This window comes from Vibrio sp. 10N.261.46.A3, assembly GCF_041472995.1.
Taxonomy (GTDB): domain Bacteria; phylum Pseudomonadota; class Gammaproteobacteria; order Enterobacterales; family Vibrionaceae; genus Vibrio; species Vibrio coralliirubri.
This window is the reverse complement of sequence record NZ_JBFRRH010000074.1, coordinates 14,159-38,903: the sequence shown is the minus strand read 5'-3', so window position 1 is coordinate 38,903 and position 24,745 is coordinate 14,159. Positions and strand designations below refer to the sequence as shown.

The 24,745-nt window shown below is 44.6% G+C and carries 16 protein-coding genes; 7 read left to right on the top strand and 9 right to left on the bottom strand.

What is annotated here, in order from left to right; translation table 11 throughout:
• Nucleotides 1-86 precede the first annotated feature (86 nt).
• From AB4484_RS17865 to AB4484_RS17855, 3 genes are all read left to right on the top strand, one after another.
• A complete protein-coding gene (locus AB4484_RS17865) occupies nt 87-614 on the top strand; it encodes a hypothetical protein (protein ID WP_017065407.1) in 528 nt (175 codons plus the stop codon).
• Nucleotides 615-732: 118 nt separating this feature from the next.
• Entirely contained in the window at nt 733-2,376 is a 1,644-nt protein-coding gene (gene panP, locus AB4484_RS17860; protein ID WP_193842242.1) for a pyridoxal-dependent aspartate 1-decarboxylase PanP, read from the top strand.
• Nucleotides 2,377-2,735: 359 nt separating this feature from the next.
• Nucleotides 2,736-3,590, top strand: a complete 855-nt coding sequence (locus tag AB4484_RS17855; protein ID WP_004734686.1) for a MurR/RpiR family transcriptional regulator — start codon at nt 2,736-2,738, stop codon at nt 3,588-3,590.
• A 122-nt stretch (nt 3,591-3,712) separates the two neighbouring features.
• On the opposite strand, the gene AB4484_RS17850 is transcribed toward AB4484_RS17855, so the two are convergent.
• A complete protein-coding gene (locus AB4484_RS17850) occupies nt 3,713-5,005 on the bottom strand; it encodes an iron-containing alcohol dehydrogenase (protein ID WP_372079567.1) in 1,293 nt (430 codons plus the stop codon).
• 406 nt (nt 5,006-5,411) lie between these two features.
• Here AB4484_RS17850 and AB4484_RS17845 point away from each other — a divergent pair, with 406 nt between their 5' ends.
• Both AB4484_RS17845 and AB4484_RS17840 read left to right on the top strand, forming a co-directional pair.
• The gene (locus AB4484_RS17845; RefSeq protein ID WP_009847069.1) at nt 5,412-5,675 is read left to right on the top strand and encodes a GrxA family glutaredoxin; all 264 of its coding nucleotides are present in this window, start codon (nt 5,412-5,414) and stop codon (nt 5,673-5,675) included.
• 250 nt (nt 5,676-5,925) lie between these two features.
• On the top strand, nt 5,926-7,608 hold the full coding sequence (locus AB4484_RS17840; RefSeq protein WP_017060395.1) for an aspartate:alanine antiporter: 1,683 nt from the start codon (nt 5,926-5,928) through the stop codon (nt 7,606-7,608).
• Between the two features lie 279 nt (nt 7,609-7,887).
• Here the strand turns inward: AB4484_RS17840 and fabV are convergent, their stop codons facing one another.
• From fabV to AB4484_RS17820, 4 genes are all read right to left on the bottom strand, one after another.
• Nucleotides 7,888-9,090: an enoyl-ACP reductase FabV gene (gene fabV / locus AB4484_RS17835; RefSeq protein ID WP_029405477.1), complete on the bottom strand. Its 1,203-nt coding sequence runs from the start codon at nt 9,088-9,090 to the stop codon at nt 7,888-7,890.
• A 209-nt stretch (nt 9,091-9,299) separates the two neighbouring features.
• On the bottom strand, nt 9,300-11,582 hold the full coding sequence (locus AB4484_RS17830) for an acyl-CoA dehydrogenase (RefSeq protein WP_372079566.1): 2,283 nt from the start codon (nt 11,580-11,582) through the stop codon (nt 9,300-9,302).
• A 55-nt stretch (nt 11,583-11,637) separates the two neighbouring features.
• Nucleotides 11,638-12,267, bottom strand: a complete 630-nt coding sequence (locus AB4484_RS17825) for a TetR/AcrR family transcriptional regulator (RefSeq protein ID WP_017065403.1) — start codon at nt 12,265-12,267, stop codon at nt 11,638-11,640.
• Nucleotides 12,268-12,711: 444 nt separating this feature from the next.
• On the bottom strand, nt 12,712-16,521 hold the full coding sequence (locus tag AB4484_RS17820; protein ID WP_372079565.1) for a VCBS domain-containing protein: 3,810 nt from the start codon (nt 16,519-16,521) through the stop codon (nt 12,712-12,714).
• A 301-nt stretch (nt 16,522-16,822) separates the two neighbouring features.
• Here AB4484_RS17820 and AB4484_RS17815 point away from each other — a divergent pair, with 301 nt between their 5' ends.
• Entirely contained in the window at nt 16,823-18,130 is a 1,308-nt protein-coding gene (locus tag AB4484_RS17815) for a TolC family outer membrane protein (protein WP_048609222.1), read from the top strand.
• The gene (locus tag AB4484_RS17810) at nt 18,130-18,741 is read left to right on the top strand and encodes an OmpA family protein (protein ID WP_048609223.1); all 612 of its coding nucleotides are present in this window, start codon (nt 18,130-18,132) and stop codon (nt 18,739-18,741) included. Before AB4484_RS17815 ends, AB4484_RS17810 begins: the two co-directional genes overlap by 1 nt.
• 242 nt (nt 18,742-18,983) lie before the next feature.
• Here AB4484_RS17810 and nhaA read toward each other — a convergent pair whose 3' ends face one another.
• The 4 genes from nhaA to AB4484_RS17790 all read right to left on the bottom strand — a co-directional run bounded on the left by nhaA (nt 18,984) and on the right by AB4484_RS17790 (nt 24,666).
• Nucleotides 18,984-20,147: a Na+/H+ antiporter NhaA gene (gene nhaA, locus AB4484_RS17805; protein ID WP_048609224.1), complete on the bottom strand. Its 1,164-nt coding sequence runs from the start codon at nt 20,145-20,147 to the stop codon at nt 18,984-18,986.
• Nucleotides 20,148-20,422: 275 nt separating this feature from the next.
• On the bottom strand, nt 20,423-21,571 hold the full coding sequence (locus AB4484_RS17800; protein WP_081228722.1) for a lipocalin-like domain-containing protein: 1,149 nt from the start codon (nt 21,569-21,571) through the stop codon (nt 20,423-20,425).
• Nucleotides 21,561-24,014 (bottom strand): ABC transporter permease, encoded by a 2,454-nt coding sequence (locus AB4484_RS17795; RefSeq protein WP_372079563.1) that lies wholly within the window; start codon nt 24,012-24,014, stop codon nt 21,561-21,563. The genes AB4484_RS17800 and AB4484_RS17795 overlap by 11 nt, the downstream gene beginning before the upstream one ends.
• Complete coding sequence (locus AB4484_RS17790) at nt 23,995-24,666, bottom strand: ABC transporter ATP-binding protein (protein WP_017060385.1); 672 nt, start codon at nt 24,664-24,666, stop codon at nt 23,995-23,997. The genes AB4484_RS17795 and AB4484_RS17790 overlap by 20 nt, the downstream gene beginning before the upstream one ends.
• Nucleotides 24,667-24,745: the final 79 nt, after the last annotated feature.

Below are 24,745 nucleotides of genomic sequence, written 5' to 3'. Positions count from 1 at the left end.
CTAAGTGTCATTGCTCAACAAATAACGATCACGGTAACCTGTAACGACAAAGTTATAAAAAGAATAAACTTACAAAAGGAACCACTATGAAACGCCTTTGCGTCGCATTACTGCTAGCTTCAACTTCTACTTTCTCTTTTGCAGCAGATTCAATGTCTGAGACAAACCAGTGCCAAGCAAAAAAATATGATGCGTACATCGACGCTTCTTTGAATTGGTATGCCGACCTTGCTGCATTAACCTCTGAGCAATACCCAGAGCTAACAGAAGTGAGTGAGTGGTTCCTAGAAGGTCGTAAGCACCACTTTGAGCTTAACCGTGCTGCGGTTAACTACTACCTTGTGAACGATTCAAGCAAAGTGGCAACAGAGCAGCCTGTAGAAGGTTGGTTGCAACTCGAGCAACACGACATTAAAACGCTATCAACACGTGATGATGAGCTTGGTAAAATCGCGAAAACAACGTTCGATGACCGCCAATCAACGCCTCACGCTCAAAACTACGAGCTACGTTCTGCCTTTGCAGAGCTGCTTAGTCACCCTAAGCAAATCGACTCAGCGCTACAGCGTTACAACCAGTCGATCAGTAAACTTGAAGCGATTAAGTGTAAATAACCCCTCATTTAATATGCTTTTTTGAGAAGTTGGATTTCATAATTAAGACGGGACATTGTTCCCGTTTTCGTTTAGATTGTCCCGCTCGCGTCAATATTAGAAAAATAACTCGCTTGCTATGGTTACGGAACAAAAAACAGCAGATGTTAGCTTCGACAGTCTTCTACGTATCTTCACGGTACCTGAAGGCCCAGATTCAACACTCACTCAAATTGAAGACAAACTTTCACGAAACCTGAATCAATTCTTACGTGAACATATTGTGGCTGAAGAAAAGCCACTGCGTGAAATTGAGAAAGATTTTTCAAATGCTCATATCCCAGAGCAGCCTGAGTTTGTTTCTGAACATACTGAGCATCTCCTCGATTCTCTTGTGTCTCATTCGGTTCACACGTCTTCGCCAAGTTTTATTGGCCACATGACCTCTGCGTTGCCGTACTTCCTGATGCCGCTTTCAAAAATCATGATTGCGTTGAATCAGAATCTAGTAAAAATCGAGACCTCAAAAGCTTTCACTCCCCTAGAACGTCAAGTTCTGGGCATGTTACATCGCCTGATTTATCAAGATAGTGACCAGTTTTATTCTCGTTGGATGCACAGCGCAAACCACTCTTTAGGTGCGTTTTGTTCTGGCGGTACCATCGCGAACATTACGGCGCTTTGGGTCGCACGTAACAACGCACTAAAAGCGCAAGGTTCGTTCAAAGGTGTGGAAAAAGAGGGCTTGTTTAAAGCCATGAAGCACTACGACTACGAAGGCCTTGCCATCTTAGTCTCTGAACGTGGCCACTACTCTCTGAAAAAAGCCGCGGATGTCCTTGGTATTGGTCAAGAAGGTCTAGTGTCTGTTAAAACAGATAACGACAACCGTATTTGTACTGATGATTTAAGGCTCAAGATCGAGCAGCTCAAGCAGAACAAGATCAAACCTTTCGCCGTCATTGGTGTGGCTGGTACAACCGAAACCGGTAACATCGACCCGCTAAGAGACATTGCTGAGGTGTGTGCCGAATCCGATTGTCATTTCCACGTTGATGCTGCTTGGGGCGGTGCGACTCTGATGTCTAACAATCATCGTCACCTGCTTGATGGTATTGAACTGGCGGATTCAGTCACGATTGATGCGCATAAACAGCTTTATATCCCTATGGGTGCGGGCATGGTTCTGTTTAAGAAGCCAGATGCGATGACAGCGATTGAACATCATGCTCAATACATTCTTCGTAAAGGCTCAAAAGATTTAGGTAGCCATACGTTAGAAGGCTCTCGTTCAGGTATGGCAATGCTGGTTTATGCCGCAATGCATATCATTAGCCGCCCAGGTTATGAACTGCTGATCGACCAAAGCATCAACAAAGCGCGCTACTTTGCCGACCTAATTAAAGATCAGACCGACTTCGAACTGGTTTCAGAACCTGAGCTTTGCCTACTGACTTATCGCTATGTACCTGAATCAGTCAAAGCTGCACTGCTTAAAGCTGAGCCTGAACATCGTATCGAACTGAATGAATTGCTCAATGAGCTGACTAAGTTTATTCAGAAGAAGCAGCGTGAAACAGGTAAGTCTTTCGTGTCCCGTACACGCTTAAACCCTGAAGCATGGGCACATCAGCCGATCATCGTTTTCCGCGTGGTGTTAGCAAACCCACTAACAGGCAATGACATTCTTTCATCAGTGCTTGAAGAACAGCGTGAGATCTCTAAACTAGCACCAAACTTGATGGGCAAAATCAACAAACTGGTTACGCAAATCAACGCATAGTCATTCAATTTTAGTTGCATCAAATTGAAAATTTCTTTCTTTTTGATGTAACTAAGCTGTCAGTTCATACTCATTTTGCATTCTTTTTGCTCAAACTCTCTTCCAATTCTGTAGTTTTCTAAAATTTTGTTGAGGTTTGTCATATTCTTAAGCATTCATGCCCTGTTTTTGTATTAGTAAATAGTATGTTGGGTTTATACTGACTCTATGGTGCTAGTTAGCTTGATATCTATTTGACGCAGCAGTATTTACGATACCGAATATACATTTGGCTTTGTGTTTACTGATATTTGCTTCAGCCATACCCCCTGGTAAAAGATATTAACTAGCAAGTTGTTCTCTATACCCTTGTGAACACTATGAATACATTAGAAAAAATACAAAAAAACCTGGAAAATTTCAGCAAGTCTGAGCGTAAGGTAGCCGAAGTAATTATGGCTTCCCCTCAAACTGCAATTCATTCTAGCATTGCTACCTTAGCTAAAATGGCTGACGTGAGTGAGCCTACAGTTAACCGCTTCTGTCGTCGATTAGACACAAAGGGCTTCCCTGACTTCAAACTTCACCTAGCTCAAAGCTTGGCGAATGGTACACCTTACGTGAACCGTAATGTTGAAGAAGATGATGGTCCAGATGCTTATACGCATAAGATTTTCGAATCAACTATGGCTTGTCTAGACGTTGCTAAAAACAGTCTAGATGCGATGCAAGTAAACCGTGCGGTTGACTTGCTGACTCAAGCAAAACGCATTTCATTCTTCGGACTGGGTGCCTCTTCTGCTGTCGCCAAAGATGCTCAAAACAAGTTCATTCGTTTTAATATCCCAATCACATGTTTCGAAGACATCGTGATGCAACGAATGAGCTGCATTAACTGCAGTGATAACGACGTTATTGTTCTTATCTCTCACACTGGTCGCACTAAAAGCCAGGTAGAGATTGCAAACTTAGCGCGTGAAAACGGTGCGACAGTTATTGCTATCACAGCAAAAGATTCTCCACTGGATAAAGCGAGCTCGCTGTCTATCTCATTAGATGTACCGGAAGACACTGACGTTTACATGCCAATGGCAAGTCGCGTTGTTCAGATGACGGTTATCGATGTGCTAGCGACAGGCTTTACGCTACGTCGTGGATCTGGTTTCAGAGAGAACCTAAAACGCGTCAAAGAGTCACTTCGTGATTCACGTTACGAGAAGTACTCTCAGTTCTAATCTGCTTAATCATGAACTAAAAACAGATGACCAGAGAACAAGCGAAATTAAAAAACGGAGCCTAGCGCTCCGTTTTTATTTGCCTGTTTAAAATGGTTTATACAGTGAACAGATTGAGATTATTAGATAGTCCAGCTATTGCCCTTCTCAACCACGCTATTCTCGGACGCATAAGAGTTGATAATGGTAAAACTCGACTCGACAGCAGGTTCATCGTCAATTTGATTCATTGAGGTCCCCTCATGATGCCCTTCTCCACAGCTGCACTTCTCGCATACCTGCTTTAAAATATGCACGAGCCTCTCTTGGTTCAATGGCAAAGGGTTTCCTTTAATCGCCACTGACTTGAGCGCATCGGCAGACACCTCATCAAACTGGGCTTCACAGACACCAAACTCCAACAAGTTGGGTAACTTAAGCGTATCAAGCACTTCAGATAACCAAGAAATTGCCTCATCTTCTACTGCTTCTACGTTACCTGTTACTATCTGAGCGATTCGCTGATAACGCGCTAGGATGTCGCTTCTTTGCTGCTCTTTTGCAACGGCTATGTTCTCCAACATCACAAACGGCGCTAAACGCGCGGTAATCACACTATGAGGCGCAGAAATCTTACCTCCTAGTGCGGAGGCTAAACCATGGGCTGCGCCAAGCTTGGCATTAGTTATCGCCATACCACCGAGCATAGAAGCGAAAGCAAGATCAGAACGCGCTTGAGGCTCATCATAAACACACGCTTTAACCACAGAACCACTCAACTTACGCAGCCCTTCTTCACAAATCATATCGGTTAACGGATTCGGTTCACCACACACGTAGGCTTCCATTAGATGAGTAAAGGCATCCATCGCACCTCGTCCAGATAGATACAAATTAGTTCCATGAGTTAGGATTGGGTCGACAATCGCAACGTCAGCCAGCATATCTGGGCTTCTAAGGCTGATTTTCACTTGGTCTTGGCCTGATTTCAGCACCGCGTTTTTAGTAACCTCGGCGCCGGTACTCGCCGTGGTTGGAATAGCGATAAACGGCAGTGGTTTGGTTTTAAGAGGAACATTACGCCCGACCACTTCAACATAGTCATATAAATTGCCTTGATTAGGTAAAACCGCGGCTAACGCTTTGCCCATGTCGATGGCACTGCCACCACCCATCGCGACGACCATATCTGGCTTAAATCGACGTGCAGAAATAGCCGCCTCTTCAACCATTTTGATATTAGGTTCACCGGAAACGGCAATGTGCTGATAACGCATACTCTGCGCATCAAGATAGTCAGTAACAATTGAAGTGCGCTCTAATGTATTGCCTGTAACCAATAGCACGCTGTAGCCATATTGATTAAAGAGAGACAATGAAGCGGAAAGTGCTCCATCACCAAAGATGATCTTTGTAGATGTCATAAATTGAAACATGGTGCCTCCTGCGCCTATGACCGAACAAAACTGCGAACTCTTGGTTATTGGAATTTAGCTTTTATATCGTGCATCAGTATTAAGATGCCTCGTTCTGTATGCGCTTTTTTTGACGAGGTGCAACTTGTCGCATTAAAGATGAATTAAAGTCGTATTCTTAGGGGTAATTCACACTCTTAAGTTAAGGGTAATCAATCTAGATATCCGTCAGAAATCAGCATGGATCCTTTTTGTGACCATTATTTGCTCTGATAGACAAAACCTATTGTATTAAGAGGTAATTCCATCTTTATTTCCCCATAGCATTGAGGCATAGTTGGTTTTAAGAAATTTTGAGTGGCATTCACTAAAGAATAGTTAACATAATCGAGTTAACGAGCCTCATCCCGTATTTAGGAGAAATTAAATGTTTGTAGTTATTTTTGGTCGCCCTGCTTGCCCATTCTGTGTTCGTGCAAAAGAGCATGCTGAAACTCTTAAAGCTAAACGCGATGACTTCAACTACCGTTACGTTGACATCCACGCTGAAGGCATCAGCAAAGCTGATCTAGAGAAGACTGTTGGTAAACCTGTAGACACAGTGCCACAAATCTTCATCGACCAAGACCACATCGGCGGCTGCACAGAATTTGAAGCATACGCAAAAGAAAACCTAGGTCTTTTCGACTAAGCTAAGGTTTCTCAAACGAGAATCGAGGCTAAAGCCTTAAACAGCTGACCCATTTAGGCGTTAGACTGTACGATTTATAGAAAGCCCGCTCACTGTAGCGGGCTTTTTTTATGACCAGTTTTCATACGGAATAAGAATAAGGTCAAAATCAAGTAAATTAGCAAAATATTGCTTATAATTTATTTATATTTAGATACAATTCACATCTCAAACTTACCCTGTGTTCCACGCCAATTATTGAGCGACCACCGTGAATATCGACGTTGTTTTTCTGTTAGAACAAAACCCCATTCTCCTCATCTTTGTTGTTTTATCGATTGGATTAGCCATTGGTAAAATTCGTTTCGGTAGCCTCCAACTTGGTAATTCAATCGGTGTTTTGATTACTTCCCTTATCATGGGACATCTTGGCTTTTCTTTTAACGCAGATGCGCTCACCATTGGCTTCATGCTGTTCATCTACTGTGTTGGCATTGAAGCTGGACCAAACTTCTTCGGTATCTTCTTCAGAGATGGTAAGCACTACCTCATTCTGAGCCTTGTGGTTCTCTCTACCGCAATTGCTTTAACCTATTTCAGTAGTCATTACCTTGGCCTCGGGTTTGGTTTATCCGCAGGCATGATGGCGGGTGCCTTAACAGCAACGCCGATATTGGTAGGTGCTCAAGATGCTCTGAATTCTGGGCTTGCAGAATTACCAAGAAATATGGATTTGAGCCTGATTATCGAAAACCTATCAGTGGGTTACGCTATGGCTTACTTGGTTGGCTTAATCAGTATGATTATGTTTGCCCGCTTGATTCCAAAGCTTCAAAAAGTGAACCTACACGACTCGGCAGAGCAAATCGCCCAAGAGCGTGGTTTAGGCGCTTCAGGTCAGCGTAAGGTTTACCTACCCATTATTCGTGCTTATCGAGTGGGTCCAGAGCTTATCTCTTGGACTGACGGTAAGAACCTGCGTGAACTAGGCATCTATCGCCAAACAGGCTGTTACATTGAGCGTATTCGACGTAATGGTATTCTTGCCCACCCAGATGGTGATGCAATTCTGCAAGAAGGTGATGAGATCGCATTGGTTGGTTTCCCAGACAGCCACGCTCGTCTAGACCCAAGCTTCCGTAACGGTAAAGAGGTTTTCGACCGTAACCTTCTCGACCTGCGTATCGTGGAAGAAGAGATCGTCGTTAAAAGTGACAGCATCGCAGGTAAGCGCCTTTCAGACTTAAACCTGTCTGAATATGGCTGTTTCCTTAACCGCGTAGTGCGTGCTCAGATTGAAATGCCGATGGACTTAAACATCGTACTTTCTAAGGGTGATGTACTGCAGGTGAGTGGCGAAAAGAGTCGTGTGCACGGCCTAGCAGAGAAAATTGGTTTCATCTCAATCCACAGCCAAATGGCGGATTTGATGGCCTTCTGTAGCTTCTTCATTTTGGGTATTTTGTTTGGGTTGATCACCATGACATTCGGTCAGGTGTCGTTTGGACTCGGTAACGCGGTTGGTCTACTTCTGTCAGGCATCATGCTTGGTTTCCTACGGGCGAACCACCCTACTTTCGGTTATGTACCTCAAGGAGCGCTGAACATGGTCAAAGACCTCGGTTTGATGTTCTTTATGGTCGGTATCGGCTTAAGCGCCGGTGGTAAGATATTTGAGCACTTGACTCAAGTTGGTCCGCAGGTCATTGGTATCGCTCTGGTCGTCAGTGTCTTGCCAGTATTCTTCGCGTACTTAGTTGGCGCTTACGTATTGAAGATGAACCGAGCTCTGTTGTTTGGTGCGATCATTGGCGCGCGAACTTGCGCTCCAGCGATGGACATCGTTAATGACCACGCTCGCTCAACCATTCCAGCTCTGGGTTACGCAGGTACTTACGCAATAGCCAATATATTGATGACCTTAGCAGGTACTTTCATCATCATAATTAGCTAGCTTATTCAGCGTTATCGCGCTTTAGATTAGATATTTTAAATGCACTAGTTCATGTTTGGATTAGTGCATTTTTTATGGCTTCTTTTCTCTCACTTATTCTTAGAGATCATCGAACCTCGAATCCCATATCTGCTCTTAAATCTCTTCGCATCTAGAATCTCGTCACTCGTATCTGCTCTTAAGCTCTTCGCATCTCGCCACTCGAATCCCTCATCTACTTTTGAGCAAAAAAATAGGCGCTCAATGAGCGCCTATTTCGTTTTGATTCGATTGTTTGAATTAGATGTCAGCTACATCAAATTCAACAGCTGGGTTAACCTCAGCTTCGTAATCAACACCTTCAACACCGAAACCGAATAGCTTCAAGAACTCTTCTTTGTACTCTACGTAGTCAGTCAGTTCTTTTAGGTTCTCGGTTGTGATTTGAGGCCATAGGTTACGACAGTGATCTTGAATGTCTTCGCGAAGTTCTAGATCATCTAGACGTAGACGGTTCACTTCATCCACTTCTGCTGCGCTGCCATCTTCTTTGTATAGGCGTTGGCTAAACATACGGAAGATCTGTTCCATACAACCTTCGTGAATACCTTCTTCACGCATCTTCTTGAACACCATAGCGATGTAAAGAGGCATTACAGGGATTGCAGAGCTTGCTTGAGTCACAACAGACTTAAGAACAGCAACGTTTGCAGTACCGCCAGTTTGGCCTAGTTTCTCGTTAAGCGCTGACGCTGCACGGTCTAGATCCATCTTAGCTTTACCTAGCGCGCCATCCCAGTAGATTGGCCACGTTAGTTCAGTACCGATGTAGCTGTAAGCAACAGTTTTACAACCGTCAGCTAGAACACCCGCTTCAGATAGAGCGTTGATCCAAAGTTCCCAATCTTCACCGCCCATTACAGTAACAGTGTCTTTGATCTCTTCTTCAGATGCAGGCTCAACGCTTGCTTCGATGATCATGTCTTTGTTGGTATCAACAGCCGTTGATGTGTACGTTTCACCGATAGGTTTTAGAGCTGAACGAATCACTTCGCCAGTCTCTGGCATTTTACGCACTGGAGATGCCAGTGAGTACACAACCATATCGATTTGGCCTAGATCTTCTTTGATCAGGTCAATCGTTTTCTGTTTCGCTTCGTTAGAGAAAGCATCGCCGTTCAGGCTTTTTGAATACAGGCCTTCTTCTTTAGCTAGCTTATCGAACGCTGCTGAGTTGTAAAAACCAGCTGTGCCCGGTTTTTTCTCAGTACCGGCTTTCTCAAAGAAAACACCGATAGTTGAAGCGCCGCCACCAAATGCAGCCGCAATACGTGAAGACAAGCCGTAGCCACTTGAAGAGCCAACAACTAGTACACGTTTAGGTGCGTTTGCGATTGGGCCTTGAGCTTTTGTGTAAGCAATTTGTTCTTTTACATTAGCTTCACAACCGACTGGATGTGTTGTAGTACAGATGAATCCGCGAATTCGAGGTTTGATGATCATATTCAACTTCCTTAAAAAATCAGGTTAAGGATAAAAGTTTCGTACGCAAATGGCATCTAATTTCTGTAAAAATGTGGTGAAAATGCAAGTGGTTGGAGCACTCAGCTGATATTTGCTGACTAAGTCACCATTTGTTAACGCATCTATTGCGACTTCTACGACAAAAACAAAAAAGGCACCTAATTAGGTGCCTTTTATCGTTTCTTTATCTAAGCAACGCTATTTAGCTTAGGTTTTAACTCTTTTCGCGTCAAAGTTTCACTAAAGTCATGACTGAAGTGGTCAACTTGAATCGCAGCGTAACGCAGTTTATCGGCAGCCACAATTTGGTCGACTTCTTCTTGCGTTAGCACATCAGCAGCAAGTGCTTGAGCAAGTTTGTCTTGCAGTAAGCCTTTACGAGCCACTTTGCCCTCTTTCACTGCTTTGAAGATCTTACGCTCTAATGGCTTGATGCTGTACATCGCATTGAACGCGTTCTCCATTAGGCCAACACTGTCCTCTTCTTCCTTGCCGATGTAGCAAAGGTGAGTCAGACGTTCACGGTGTGCGCCCGGAGTCATCAAGCTTTCTGCTAGTTGCACTGTCAGGTTATCACTTGGTTTTTCGAAGTGGTTACCGACAGGGAAAACTAGACCTTTAAGTACTTTACCCACCATCTTGTTCGGGAAGTTTCTGTACGCTTCTTGTAGCGATTTAGCCGCGTTGTGGAAACAGTGTTGAACCGCGTAGTGCACGTAATCCAGGTCAGCTTGTTGACGACCTTCGTCTTCATATTTCTTAAGCGCTGCAGACGCCATGTATAAGTAACTTAGACCATCACCCAAACGTGCTGATATAAGCTCTTTACGCTTCAGTTCACCACCTAGCGTTAGCATTGCGAAATCCGCACTTACTGCAAGCGCACGGCTCAAACGAGTCAAATCTTGGTAGTAAGGCTTAGTTGGACCGCTCATGTCGGCTTTAATGAACTTAGAGCCAGTTAGTGCTGCGCCAAACGCGCCGAACGTGTTCTTAGTTGCGTGAGAGATATGCTTGAACAGCAAGCTATCAAAGTCTTTCGCACCTTGCTTCTCATCTGGGTTTGCTGCCGCTTCCATTTCGCTTAATACGTATGGGTGACAACGTGTCGCACCTTGACCAAAGATCATCAGGTTACGAGTCAGGATGTTCGCACCTTCTACTGTGATAGCCACTGGAATACCTAGGTAAGGGGCAGCCAAGTAGTTCATTGGACCATCTTGAATTGCACGACCTGAGTGGATATCCATTGAATCATTCAGAATAGTACGCGCCATCTCTGTCATATGATATTTCGCGATAGCCGTGACGATACCCGGCTTCTCTTTCATATCAAGTGAAGTAGTTGTCAGTGTACGAGTCGCTTCTAGTAGATACGTTAAGCCACCAATACGGCCTAAACTCTCTGCAACACCTTCAAACTTACCAATCGACATACCAAACTGCTTACGTACATACGCGTATGCGCCAGTTGTTCTCGCAGTTAGGTGGCCCATTGCTGTACCCAGTGCTGGTAGTGAAATACCACGACCTGCCGACAGACATTCCACCAGCATACGCCAGCCTTTACCTGCGTAATCTGCGCCACCGATTAGCCACTCCATAGGGATAAACACATCGTGACCGCGCGTTGGACCATTCATGAATGCAAGACCAAGTGGGTCATGACGTTCACCAATCACAACACCTTCGTGATCTGCTGGGATAAGCGCACAAGTGATACCGATGTCTTCTTTGTCACCCAGTAGCTTTTCTGGATCGTGCAGTTTGAAAGCCAGACCAAGTACCGTCGCCACTGGTGCTAGCGTAATATAGCGTTTGTTCCAGTTAAGCTTGATACCTAGTGTCTCTTTGCCTTCGTGCATTCCCATACACACAGTACCGACATCAGGGATACCGCCCGCATCAGAACCCGCTTCTGGGCCTGTCAGTGCGAAACATGGGATATCTGTACCGTCAGCAAGACGAGGCAACCAGTAGCCTTTCTGATCTTGAGTACCGTAGTGAGACAGCAGCTCACCAGGACCAAGAGAGTTTGGAACCATTACTGAAACCGCAGTACTGATACTACGCGTCGCAATCTTAGTTACGATAGTTGAGTTAGCGTGTGCTGAGAATTCACGACCGCCATACTCTTTCGCAATAATTAGCGAAAAGAAACGCTCTTTACGTAAGAAGTTCCACACCTCTTCAGGAAGGTCTCGATCTTCTTTTACAATTTGGTGGTCATCAAGCATAGCGAGCAAGGTTTCAAGCTCATTATCCATGAACGATTGCTCTTCTGCTGTCAGCTGAGGTTTTGGGTATTGGTGCAGCTTAGTGAAATCTGGTTTGCCAGAAAACAGCTCTCCGTCCCACCACACGCTACCCGCTTCCATCGCTTCTTTCTCGGTGCTAGATAGTGGTGGTAGTACTTTTTTAAAGAGTTTAAAAGCTGGGTCACTTACCCATTTTTGTCTTAGAGAGCTCATAGTTCAGATCCTTTTGTTCACTATATTGGTTGTGAATGTTTCGCTTTTTATTGTTTTATTCTTCTGCTGACATGCCAGCGGCTAAATATGGAATAAGAATATCGACCACTGCCTTAGCATCTATCTTTCTGTCATAGTCATTCTCTGCAATTTCTACCAGAGCCTGACTTGATGCCATGGTGAATACACAAGTCCCTAGGGTGAAGTGTAATCGCCAAAATAACTGTTCTTGAGTGAGGTTCGGATTCGCCTTCATTACCGACGTCGTAAACAAAGAAAGTACTTCGCTATAACGAGTGGTAATGAACCAACGCAAGTGCCCTTGTACATCCGTATAGCCTCTTCCGATGAGTAACATGAATCGGCTGGTACCATTTGGCCTAACATCATTAAGTGCTCTTAGTGGCTGTCTTAACGACTCAAACACGTCACTCATAGAATACGTTTCGTTCAAGTTTAAGTTCACTAATGCATCTTGCAGTGCTGGCATAAATGCTTCTAAGTAACGATTGAGTACCGCACGAACCAGAGTCTTCTTATCGCCAAAGTGATAGTTCACTGAAGCTAAGTTGACATTCGCTTTACTCGTAATCGTACGTAAAGAGGTGTCATTAAAACCGTGCTCAGCAAATAAGCCTTCAGCCACATCTAAGATTTTGTCTTTGGTTGTACTTCTTGGTGCCATTTCAATCACTCGTATTAAACAACTGTTTGAAATATACGCTTAGTACATTTATTTAACAAGCAAGCAACATCACATTTTCACAAATTGGTCGTACCAGTTAATAAAACTCAGCACTAACCGATTGAATCGCTGTGTGTTTACAAAAAAAGAAAAAAATAATGAATTTTCTTGGAACTGAAATAGAAATGGAGAGTCATAAATTAGGTAGAAAACAGCGTATTTAGAAGTTTAACAGGCCGTCAAACTTGTTCTTCTCACTGCTTTCTTAATTACTGCATTTTCCTTATTAACTCCTATACTTGTATCCGCCCAAACCACGTTGGTTTGGGCTTTTTTTTGTGTGTTGTTCCGATACCTTTTCTTTAGCGGGTACTCGACACAAAAAAGCCCCCGAAATCGAGGGCTTTTCTTACGTTAAGCGTTAGAACCTTTCACATTATCTAATTAAGCAGCATCATTTTTTATCAGCTCTCCCAGCACGGCTAGGTCATTACCTAGGTCAACCGAACCACCCAGTTCAGTCGCAATCCCCTCAACAACTATAGTTTGGACATCATCCCCTCCATTGATTGGAATGGACAACGCGATATCTTCTCCGTCGACAGAGACCTCAATCGCATCAAGTAGCTCGGCCATTTGAGTCTCATCTTGAGGGTCTTCGACCAAATCATTGAGGTCAATCAGATCCCCAGAACCACCTGTATAAAGCTCGAAATCTTTAATAATATCAGTACCGTTGTCGAGCGCAGAGTCTAGCCAAGTGAAGATGTTGTCTCCGCTATCTCCAATAAGCAGATCGTTGCCTGACTCGGCATACAAAGGTTCATTACTCGCAGCACTAATAACGTTATATTGCTGCGGTTCTTCGATATCTATTGTGACCGTCTCTACCGTGCTTTCCGCACCATTAGAGTCGACCGCGACATAATCAAACTGCGGGTCTTCAGTTACCGCCTCGTTACCTTGGACATAGCGTAACTCCCAACTGCCCCCTGTCGATGACAGCTCCATCCCAACAATCGGATTGTCTGGTGAAGAATAACTAAAATCATACAGAATTTGGCTATTCCCTGTATCTCCTGGATCTTTTTGATATTGCTCCGTCTGAGTAGTGCCATCAGCAAAGGTATAGAGCACTTCAACATAAACATTACTATCAGTGTTAAATGAACCACCCAACCCATCTAAACCAAAATCAACAACCTCTAATGGATTATTAGTAAAGTCGAGGACCAAGGTCTCCTGTTTGTTCATACCTCTACCATCGGTATCACCAATACCAAAACCAACATGAGATTGTTCGCCTTGATACTGCTTCAACGGTTTATTATTGTTATCTTCGATCGTTATTGTAATCGTATTACCGTTATCTAGCGTAATAAGTCTCTCTGTTGGTGAAACTTCCACCCCCCAATTATAGAAACCATCAACAAGCTCTGGCATATCCTCAGGATCGCCACTAAAGCCCATTTCAAACATTTCTCCAGGCCCAGCTACAAAACTGATATTGTTCGGAACAAACAACTCACCGTTATCAACATCAGACTGTACGATTTCTCTCGTGACGCCATTTTCATCGGTATACAAAAGGCTGCCGTTGGTTGGCAAACTTTCGATTCGAATATTAAGCGGAATGTCGTCATGGTCATCTTCTATATCCGAGATATAATCTGGCATGCCGCCATCTTCAGAATCAAAGAGAATAGGTATAATCGCGTCCTCATCATTAACGACCGTAAAGCTGGTCGCTTCAGGTGCGTCATTGACACCATTGATTGTTATCTCGATAACATGCTCTACACCATCAATCGCGGTTACCACATATCTTTCAATAACCGTGTCATCATCATTCAAGTATTGAACCGCATCGTTATCAACGACATAACTCCATGCGCCCTCTGGAGTAATCGTTAACATACCCAAAGCAAGTGCATAAGTAGACCCAATAGGGGTAAACACACCATTAGGTTTAAAGGCGGGCATGTCACTCGTGTCGACATCAGTAATCGTTAAAGTACCTGACGCTGAAAGTTCGTTGGTATCAGGATCGACATTAACATCTTCCGTCACCTCACCCATGTCAGAATCACCTTCACCAACGGTAATCTCAGATGGATCATCGGCACCATTGATGGTAATCGTCACTTCGCTTGTGGTTCCGTCAATCGCAGTAACCGTGTAAACCTCAGTAACGAACTCATCGTCATCAAGATATTGCACATCACCGTTATCTACAACGTACGTCCATTCGCCATCATCGGTTATGGTCAACATACCTAACGCGGTATCATTGGTCGAACCTTCTGGATTAAACGTTCCGTTCGGTTCAAAGGCCGCAACATCATTGGCATCTACATCAGTAATCGTCAGTGTTCCCGTCGCCATCAAGTCATTGCTTTCAGGATCGACATCGACATCTTCTGTCACCTCACCCATATCAGAGTCACCTTCTCCAACGGTGATCTCCGATGGATCATCGGCACCGTTGATGGTGATGGTCACTTCACTTGTGGTTCCGTCAATCGCAGTAACCGTGTAAACCTCAGTGACGAACTCATCGTCATCAAGATATTGCACATCGTCGTTGTCTACGACGTAAGTCCATGCTCCATCATCGGTTATGGTCAACATACCCAATGCGGTCTCATTGGTCGAACCTTCCGGGTTAAACGTTCCGTTGGGTTCAAAAGCCGCGACATCATTGGCATCAACATCAGTGATCGTCAATGTTCCTGTCGCCATCAAGTCATTGCTTTCAGGATCGACATCGACATCTTCCGTCACTTCACCCATGTCAGAATCACCTTCACCAACAGTAATCTCAGACGGATCATCGGCACCGTTGATGGTGATAGTCACTTCACTTGTGCTTCCGTCAATCGCAGTAACTGTGTAAACCTCGGTAACGAACTCATCGTCATCAAGATATTGCACATCGTCGTTGTCTACGGTGTAAGTCCATTCACCATCGTCGGTAATGGTCAACATGCCTAACGCGGTATCATTGGTTGATCCTTCAGGATTAAACACACCGTTTGGTTGAAAAGCAGCGACATCGTTATCGTCGACATCGGTGATCGTTAGTGTCCCAGAAGTAATTAAGTTGTTACTCTCTAGGTCTACATCCACATCTTCAGTCACTTCACCAGTATCTGAATCACCTTCACCTACGGTTATATCAGATGGGTCATCGGCACCGTTAATAGTGATGATTACCTCACTCGTAGTACCGTCACTTGCTGTCACAGTATAAACTTCAGTAACGAACTCATCGTCATCCAAGTACTGAACGTCATCGTTGTTAACTACGTAAGTCCAAGCACCATCAGGGTCGATGCTCAATACACCTAGCTGTGATTCGTTTGTTGAACCTACGAGGTTAAACTCACCGTCAGCTGAAAAAGTAGGAGTGTCGCTGTCTACATCTGTAATCACAATCTGACCAGACGTCACTAATTGATTGGTGATTTCATCTACATCAATGTCCTCAGTCACACTGCCCGAGTCATCAGTAGCCACAGCCGCATCATCAGTACCAATTATCGTTACTGTAATGACTTGTTCGCCTCCATCGGAGGATTGTACTGTCGTCGAGTCTTGAATTTGCTCACCATCCGCAAGCTCATCATAAGGACTGTTGGCCACGAAGGTCCAAGTACCATCTTCGTTTACAACAAAAGTACCGAGATCATTATCCCCAGCGACCTCTTTAACAATAAAGGTAACGTCTGGGTCTTCACTCGTTAAAGCGCCCCCAGTTTCAATAGGTTCATCCTGCTCAAACTCAATAACATTAGTTTCACCTGAAATAAGCGCAAAAGCGATGATATCAAAAAGAGCAAGACTTTGAGTTTCGGACAAACCTTGAGACTCAAACCCATCAGTTTCAAAATTTGTGGCAGCTTGAGTTTCGGCGCCGGTACGTTCAATCCTACCGCTGTTGGTCAAACTAGAGCCTTGCTCACCAGCTGCAGTATCAAACTCATCTCCTAATTCCGTTGGATCAAATCCTTCTTCAATAGCACGCTGAACTTGAGCGATCGCATCATCAGTATCTAGTGCATTCTGTTGGCCTTGATTATCTACAAAACGTGCAGATACGCTTGGCACGCTCTCTTCACTATTCCCAAAACTGATAATTACGTCACTAGCAGCTGGTTGTTCGCCCGGAGACAAACGTCTAACTTGCCCTTGAGCGTCGAGTACTACACTCCCGCTAACAAGGCCTAGTATACTTAGGTTGATATTTCCCATATCCATATTCCCACTTCTGCCCAGAACACGCCAAACGCGGAACCAATCCCACCCTGCGCTGTGGCTATTTCCTACAATAAATCTAGTAGTGGCGCTATTGATAATCAACTCACTAAAAGTTGGTAAATCTGGTGCTTTTTAAATTAGTCAATAGCAATAGCGACTTACATTCAAAAAAAAACCTACAAACTTCGCATTTTTTTGCAAATGTCCTAAGCTTCGTTTAATACCCTTCTCTCAATTCAGCGATAAACGTAGGTTGGGAAACGGATGAGACATTGAAAGTAGAAGGAGAGCTACTTTGAAATTGTTTAAATTATCCATCTTATGCTGCTTAGTTGCTGCAACACCACTCGCCGCTCAGACTCTGGAACAGTCTGTTGCTATTACTTTGGCAACGAATCCAGAGATAAAAAGCATCTTCAACGAATATGTGAGCGTGCGAAAACGTAACGATGCCTCAGGAGGAGCATACAAGCCAAGTATCGACCTTGACGCCGGTATTGGTTACGAAGGTATAAACCCTGCACCAAACAACGGTCCCGATACCGATCTAACAAGAAAGGAAGCGACGATTTCCCTCACTCAATTGCTGTGGGATGGTTCCGCGACTCTGTACGACATTGATCGTACCGCCGCAGAAGCTGAGTCGGTTCGCTTGCAATTGATTGCGGATGCCGAAGACAAAGCCTTGGAGGTGACCCAAATCTATCTAGATGCAGTGAAGGCCACTGAAGTGCTGGCACTGTCTGAAAGTAACCTTTCAATACACAAAAAAATCTATAAAGACATTAAGAAACGGGCTAACTCCGGAATAGGTTCAACTGCGGATGTGTCGCAAGTTGAAGCTAGGATAGCAAAAGCTCACGGTAACTTATTGGCCGCACAGAATAATTTGATCGATACACACACCCAATTTAGACGAGTGGTTGGTCAAGAACCTTTAGGCTTGATTTACCCAAGAGCCGATATTTCTCAAATTCCTTTGTCGTTAACGGACGCCATTGTTGATGCATTAGACCAACACCCAGTGATCAAAGTTGCAAACGCAGATGTCGATTCAGCCCACTTCCAATACAAACAGTCAAAGGGCGTGAACTACCCTACCTTCTCTATTGAAGCATCTCAGTCATGGCGTGATGATGCAGGTGGCGATGAAGGCTCTAGTCAAGAGACCCTCGCGATGCTTCGCATGAGATATAACTTGTACAACGGCGGAACAGACAGTGCTAATTCAGAAGCTGCGGCATACCAACTGAACAAAGCAAAAGATCTGAGAGATCGAGCTTATCGTCAGGTGGAAGAAGGTCTTCGCCTCTCGTGGAGTGCATTGGATCTAACGTTACAACAAAAGAACTTTCTATCCGACCATGTTGACTCAGCTTCGGAAACTGTTATCGCATATGAAAAACAATACCGAATAGGCAAACGTACTCTACTTGACTTACTCAACACTGAGAACGAACTATTTGAAGCCCGTAAAGATTACCTAGATGCCCACTATTCAGAGCAGTACGCTAAGTACCGTGTGATGAACGCTACAGGTTCTTTATTGAACGCTCTACTGGTCGACATTCCAGAAGAGTGGACTACGCCCGTGGAGTATTAATGATGAAAATACCTTACTTATTACTTCCCGTGTTAACGATGACTTTATTTGCCTGTTCAAACCAGCAGGAAGAGGCCTATATCGAGACACCTGAAGCAGAACAGATTGCAGACCTGCAAGACGATGATAGAGATGGTGTGGTGAACGCTCGTGATATCTGTCCAGGTACGCCTGAGACATCACAAGTCGACAATGATGGTTGTGGAGAAACGATTCGTGCGGAAGAAGTCAGACAGCTAAAAATACTCTTTGCTCATGACTCATTTGAAGTGAACCCGATCTTCTCAGACCAGATCAGTACGATGGCAGAGTTTCTTGAAACCTACAAAAGTGCCTCGATTGAAATACAAGGCTATGCGAGTAAAGTGGGTTCTAACGAGTACAACTTAGACCTATCAAAGAAACGAGCAAACAATGTTCAAGACGAGTTACTGTCGAATGGTATCGAACCAGAGCGAGTGCGAATTGTCGGCTATGGTGAAGAGCGCCTAGAAAGCGATGGCGACGACCCTACTTCACACGCATTGAACCGTAAGGTAACAGCGACTGTGGTAGGGTTAAGTGAACAAATCGTCGAGGAGTGGACCATATTCACCACGCTTGAAAAATAGCGTGACATTGTCACTGTGGATTTCGATGATGTAAATATAGCTATGATATAGAGCAAGAGCGAGTGTTCGAACAACAGCAGCTTAGTTATAAGATCAATAAAGCCGTGATAGGGTTGCCCATCACGGCTTTTTTGTTCTTTATCGTCACATGAGTCGAGGGAGACTCTGTGACTCTTCTTGCTACTCAGAAGTTGACTTGTTACTCAGTGAGTAGGCTCCCTATTAAGCGAGCCTACTACCGATTATAGTTTTACTTCTTGATGCTTAGTTTTCGGTAGAGAAATACTTAGCAGGAAGTAACCTAAGATAGCTGCCGTCGTTGAGCCCATCAGGATACCTAATCGAGCAAGCGTATCAAAATCTGCGTTCGTTGGACCAAATGCCAGTGACGAGATAAAGATAGACATCGTAAAGCCAATACCACACAACACAGATACCGCGAAGATGTTCATGAAGTTCACACCTTCAGGAAGCTTAGCTACGCCGGTTTTCACAGCACCCCAGCTGAATAGGAAGATACCCAGTGGCTTACCAACCAATAGACCCATAGCAATACCAAGCGGTAGCATGCCTGTAAGGTTTGAAATTGAGATGCCTTCTAGTGAGATACCTGCGTTTGCAAATGCGAAGATTGGCAAAATTGCAAAAGCGACGTATGGGTGCAGAGCATGCTCTAAGTGTTTCAGCGGAGAACGCTCCCCTTTATTACCTTTCAGTGGGATAGCAAAACCAATTACTACACCTGCCAATGTTGCGTGAACACCAGACTTCAATACTGCGAACCACAGAATTGCACCAACAATGAGATAAACACTCAGCTTAGTCACATGCTTGTTGTTTAGCATGAACAACACACCAGTCGCGATGAAGCCAACTGTAAGTGCAAGTGTTGATAGGTCGCCTGAGTAGAACAGAGCAATGATAACAACAACACCTAGGTCATCGATAATTGCCAGTGCTAGCAGGAATACCTTCAAGCTTACCGGTACACGGTTACCAAGAAGAGCCATGATACCCAATGCGAATGCGATATCAGTCGCTGCTGGGATAGCCCAACCTTGAAGCGCTTCAGGGTTACTTGAGTTAAATAGCACGTAAATAAGTGCAGGAGCTAGCATACCACCCACAGCTGCGATAGCTGGGAAGATTGCTGTCTCTTTAGACTTTAATGCGCCTTCTAAAAGTTCGCGCTTAACTTCTAAGCCGATTAGAAGGAAGAAGACAGCCATTAAGCCATCGTTAATCCAGTGAGACACAGACATACCAAGAACGTAACTGTGAAGTACACCTTGGTACATTTCGTTCAGTGGTGAGTTTGCTACAAACATTGCGATCGCCGCAGCGATGACTAGTATGATGCCGCCAGCAGATTCCATTTTAAAGAAGTCACGGATGACGTCGGTCATGATTTCGCCCTTATATTTATTATTTAAATAAACGAATAACAAAGAATAACCACGAGTTTATATCCAAGTTTAATTGATAGATAATCACTTCTTCGGATGTTTAACTTCGGTTTTTCCTACAAATACTAAACAATACGTCGTATATTCCATAATGTTGTTATGCACCATGAATTAAGTATAGATGAGATCATCGAACCTGTATGCACAATTCATTGGGGGCGGCTAAAAGTCGCAGGCATAAAAAAAGGCTATAAAATGATAGCCTTAGGTGTTTTTTAGTAGCCAGTTAACTGCATAAAGCCTGTCGCTTCATGACTCCCGCTCGCCCTTATTGGCCCTTCCCAATATGGTATGACAAATGGAAGCCACATATCCCTGCGTATAATACGCGTCGTGAGGTTGATATCATGCTTAGGGACGTTGATGATCCACTGTAAAGGCATCCGTCTTCCATTCATCAACGTTGTATTTTGCAATGGTTGAATGGAAATTTCGGATTCCGTTAATTGGTATACTTTGCCTGAGCGTGTTGCTAATGTACCGAATACGTAAGGCAGCTGTTGGTTATGACGATAACGGTTAATGCTCAGCGCAGTGCCGTCATCGAGGTTAAATACAAACCAATCCCAACCTTGTTGGCCCACTCCAAGTAAGCCACTGCCCCACTCTTTATGTACCCACGCTGTGCCTTCCACTTCCTTGGTAACGCCGTCTAGGTTCAACACACCACTCAACGATAAAAATGGAGCGCTGAAGTTATAAGACGCGACAGGCAATAAGTCGTGCTTTTTCTGATAACCGTTATCGCCGTTGAGCACATAGGGCCCTTTTGCAATGGTGTCGAGTTCAAGTCCAAACGTGTCTGTTTGCACTTGAAGGCGTCCTGGGAATGGGGTGTTGCCGAGTGCACGCCAGTTCCAGTTATCAATCCAAAGCCTGAATGGACGATTAGTCATTCCCGCTTGGCCAATGCCGCCACGAGCCATGCGCTGTTCTTTCCATACTTTGGACTTAGAAGAGACCACTACATTTGAGATATAGACTTGAGGGCTTTGCCACCCTGGTGTTTCACGTTCGTCCGTTGCGATACGGAAAAAGCTCCACTGGACCGAATAGTCTTTACCATCATCACCTTTCAAAGATGCAAAGTAATGCCACCACTCGTGCTGAAACTCTGGGTGGAACTTAAAATCTTGTGGTAGCGAAACATTACGGTCTGGCAAAACAGGTTCGAACACATTGAAGTGTTCATTGACCAATATTGAGTTAACTTCATTCACGCCCTTTTCACCAGGATCGATGAAATAGGAGTAATAACCCCAAACACTTAAAAAGATGCCGAAGAAACTGATTAATAACAGAGAAGACAGAATTCGTTGTCTTAACTTAGTTGAAGTATTCCGTAAAAACATACTAAAGCGCATCCCTCAGTGACTTCATCGGAGTGTTCCGAATCATTCTCATCACTGGTAAAGCACCAGCTAGCATCAATGCTGCCATGGCCCATGCAAATGTCTGCAAATAGTCCCAAGGAATCACTTGTAACTCGAGTGACCACCCAAAAGACTGCTTTATCACGATATCAACAATTAGGCTCGCTAACGCCAATCCGAGCGGAATCGCAATTAAGGAGGAAATAAGCCCAAACACAAACAACTGCAAACTACCTGTCAGGATCAGCTCTTTCGCCGAGACACCCAAACAGCGCTGCAAGGAAATATGCCTTTGGCGAGACACTTCTCCCGCAACCGTCGCGAAGAAGATACCGAAGACGGCAATAACCAAGGTGATATTGCCTAATGTATCTGCAATCGCGAACGTCCTATCAAACACTCGCATCGCTTGACTGTGAATATTGTTGTTATCGAAAACACGCTCAGAGCCAAGTCTAAATACGCTTTCTAATCGGCCGCGAAGCCCTAGTGAATTCACATCGTCTTTGAGTATTACGCCAAGACCGACATTACCCCGCCCTGCAAACCCATACAGCCAGTTTCGATGCGACATCATGACTTGATGGTAAGGGTTACCATAATCATAATAAACACCGACAACCTGCCAACCAGAGCCGAGACTGTCATAGAGGTCAATGTAGTCGCCAGGGCGAATCCCCAACTTGAGAGACATCGATTCACTGATCAACACACCTTTAGAGTGATGCAAGTGATACCAGTAATTCGGAATACCTAATTTAATTGTCAGCGCTTCTAGCTCACCTTCAGAAGGACCTGTACTGACCACCTGAATGCTACCAACTGGAGACGCAACATCTTTCTCCCAACGCCACCAAACCGAATCCACTTCAGGTTGGTCAGATAACCAATTACTCATACGAGCAGCGGCATTGTTGGTTGGGTAGATATAAAGATCGGCAGCCAAACGCTGCGTTAGCCATTTATCAGTGGTATCTCTAAAGCTGCCCACCATGGTTTCTACACCAATATTGGCTGTTAAGGCCAACATAAAGGCCATGGTCGCTACGCCACGGTAACTCATACTTGACGCTGCATCAGCAAAGAACCAGCGAGCACGAACCCAGCGCAATGAATAAGAGAGGCTGTTAAATAACTTCCACATCAAAAACGGGGTAAATAGAGCCACACTGATCAGCATTAGCGCGATAATCGCAAAACCCGTTTCTTGAGTCTGAGGGGCTTGATACACAGCGACAGCGGCAACCAAGAAACCACAGCCAATCAATGCTTGCCAAGTAAACTCCGTACCCGCAAAGCGCATCAAAGATAAGCGAGAGGTCAAACGAATCGGTTGTGATCTAAGCAAGCGCACCAATGGCCAAGCACATGCTAAGAACGCACCCAGTAACGCCATCAATAAGCTGTAGCCGCTCCATCGCCAATTCCAGTCAATCGTTAAGCCAACGTTGGCGTCGTATAAGTCGCCTAAGCTTGAAGATACCGCTGGTAATAATTGGTTGGCCAACATGACCCCAAATACATTACCGCAGATCCAGCTCAGTACGACCAATATCAGCAATTCTAAGCACAGCGCTTTAGCCAATTGCCAGCCCGATACACCTGTTTGTCTTAAGATTCCGACTAACGGTTGGCGCTGGATAAACGACAACGACATCGCCTGATAGAAAATGAATAAGCCAACCACAAACGACAGCATACCCATCGCTTTTAGGTTTAAGTGGAACGCACTGGTTAGCGACTCAAGCTCTGCCTTAGAGCTACGAGAGATCGTCAAACCATTAGGTAGCATGTTTTTGAGACGTTCAAACTTCTCAGTGGACATGTCTGAACACGCAATTACAGAAAGCCCTGCACTGCGTTTTAGCATTCGGAGCAAGGAGATATCCGCAATCAGCCTTGTACCATTAATCAGGTTATTTTGATCGACAACCACAGGACCAAGTTCAGAGCCATCCACCAAAGGGATGTAATCACCGTTGTGCCATTCCATGTGTTCAGCAAGATCATCACTGACAAGGATTGGGTATGGTGGCTTCATGAGGTTCAAAGCGGTGAGATCTTTTAAAGCAATACCAGGTTGTAACTGAAGCATAGAAACAGGGTCTATGCCGACAAGCATGAAGTTTGCGCCATTTTCATCAGTGATACGATGGTGATCCAGAGGAGAGCACTGTTGAAAGCCTTCACGGCGAAGGTGGATATAAAAGCCTTGCGGGATTTTATTGGCGTTGTGTTTTGGTCGAATACGGTAAGGAAGAGGATTCGAAAAGAGTTTTTCGCCATGTGCGTAGCTTTGCTTGGCGTGTTGGTTGATAGCAGTAACACCAACCAAAAGTGATACGCCGAGGGTTAAACCAAGCCATACCAAAATAATTTGCAGTGGGTAACGTCGATAGTGACCGAGTAGTGCCTTAACTACGGGCCATAACATGCAGTTGCCCTCCTTGTAGACGGATCCTGCCATCCATGTGCAGAGCTACTTTTTCACTGTGCGTTACCAACAGCAACGTACATTCTAATTGACGAGCCAAAGAGGTCAGCAAACGCATTACCGCTTCTGCATTACGCTCATCTAAACTTCCGGTCGGCTCATCGGCCAACAAGATTTTTGGTTCCATATACAGCGCACGCGCAATGGCCGCACGTTGTTGTTGGCCACCAGACGCTTCTTCAGGGTAACGGCCAAGTAAAGGCATAAGATCTAAAGCAGAGAGAATCTGTCTCCAGAGACCTTTGTCTTCAGGCAAGCCTTTTAACTGGCGGCAAAAGCGGATGTTATCAGCAATATTTAGCGTTGGCAGTAAGTTGAACTGCTGAAAAATATGGCCAATGTTGTTTCTGCGATAAGCGGTACGATCACGCTCGGTTGAGTCGTGCATATTGAAGTGAGGGAAAGCAATTTCACCTGAATCCGCTAGGTCTAAACCCGCGATAAGATTCAGTAACGTACTTTTACCTGAACCGCTTTCTCCCATTAATGCCAACTGGTCACCTTGGTTTAATGTTAATTCAGCACCTTGCAAAACAGGGTGAAACTCCCCCCCATCGACATAGCCTTTACATAGGTCTGACAGCTTTAACATTAAACAGCTCGCATTAGTTAGAATTTGGAAGGAGAATCTACACTAATTCCCTGTTAGGAGGAAGTATTTTGAAAGATAG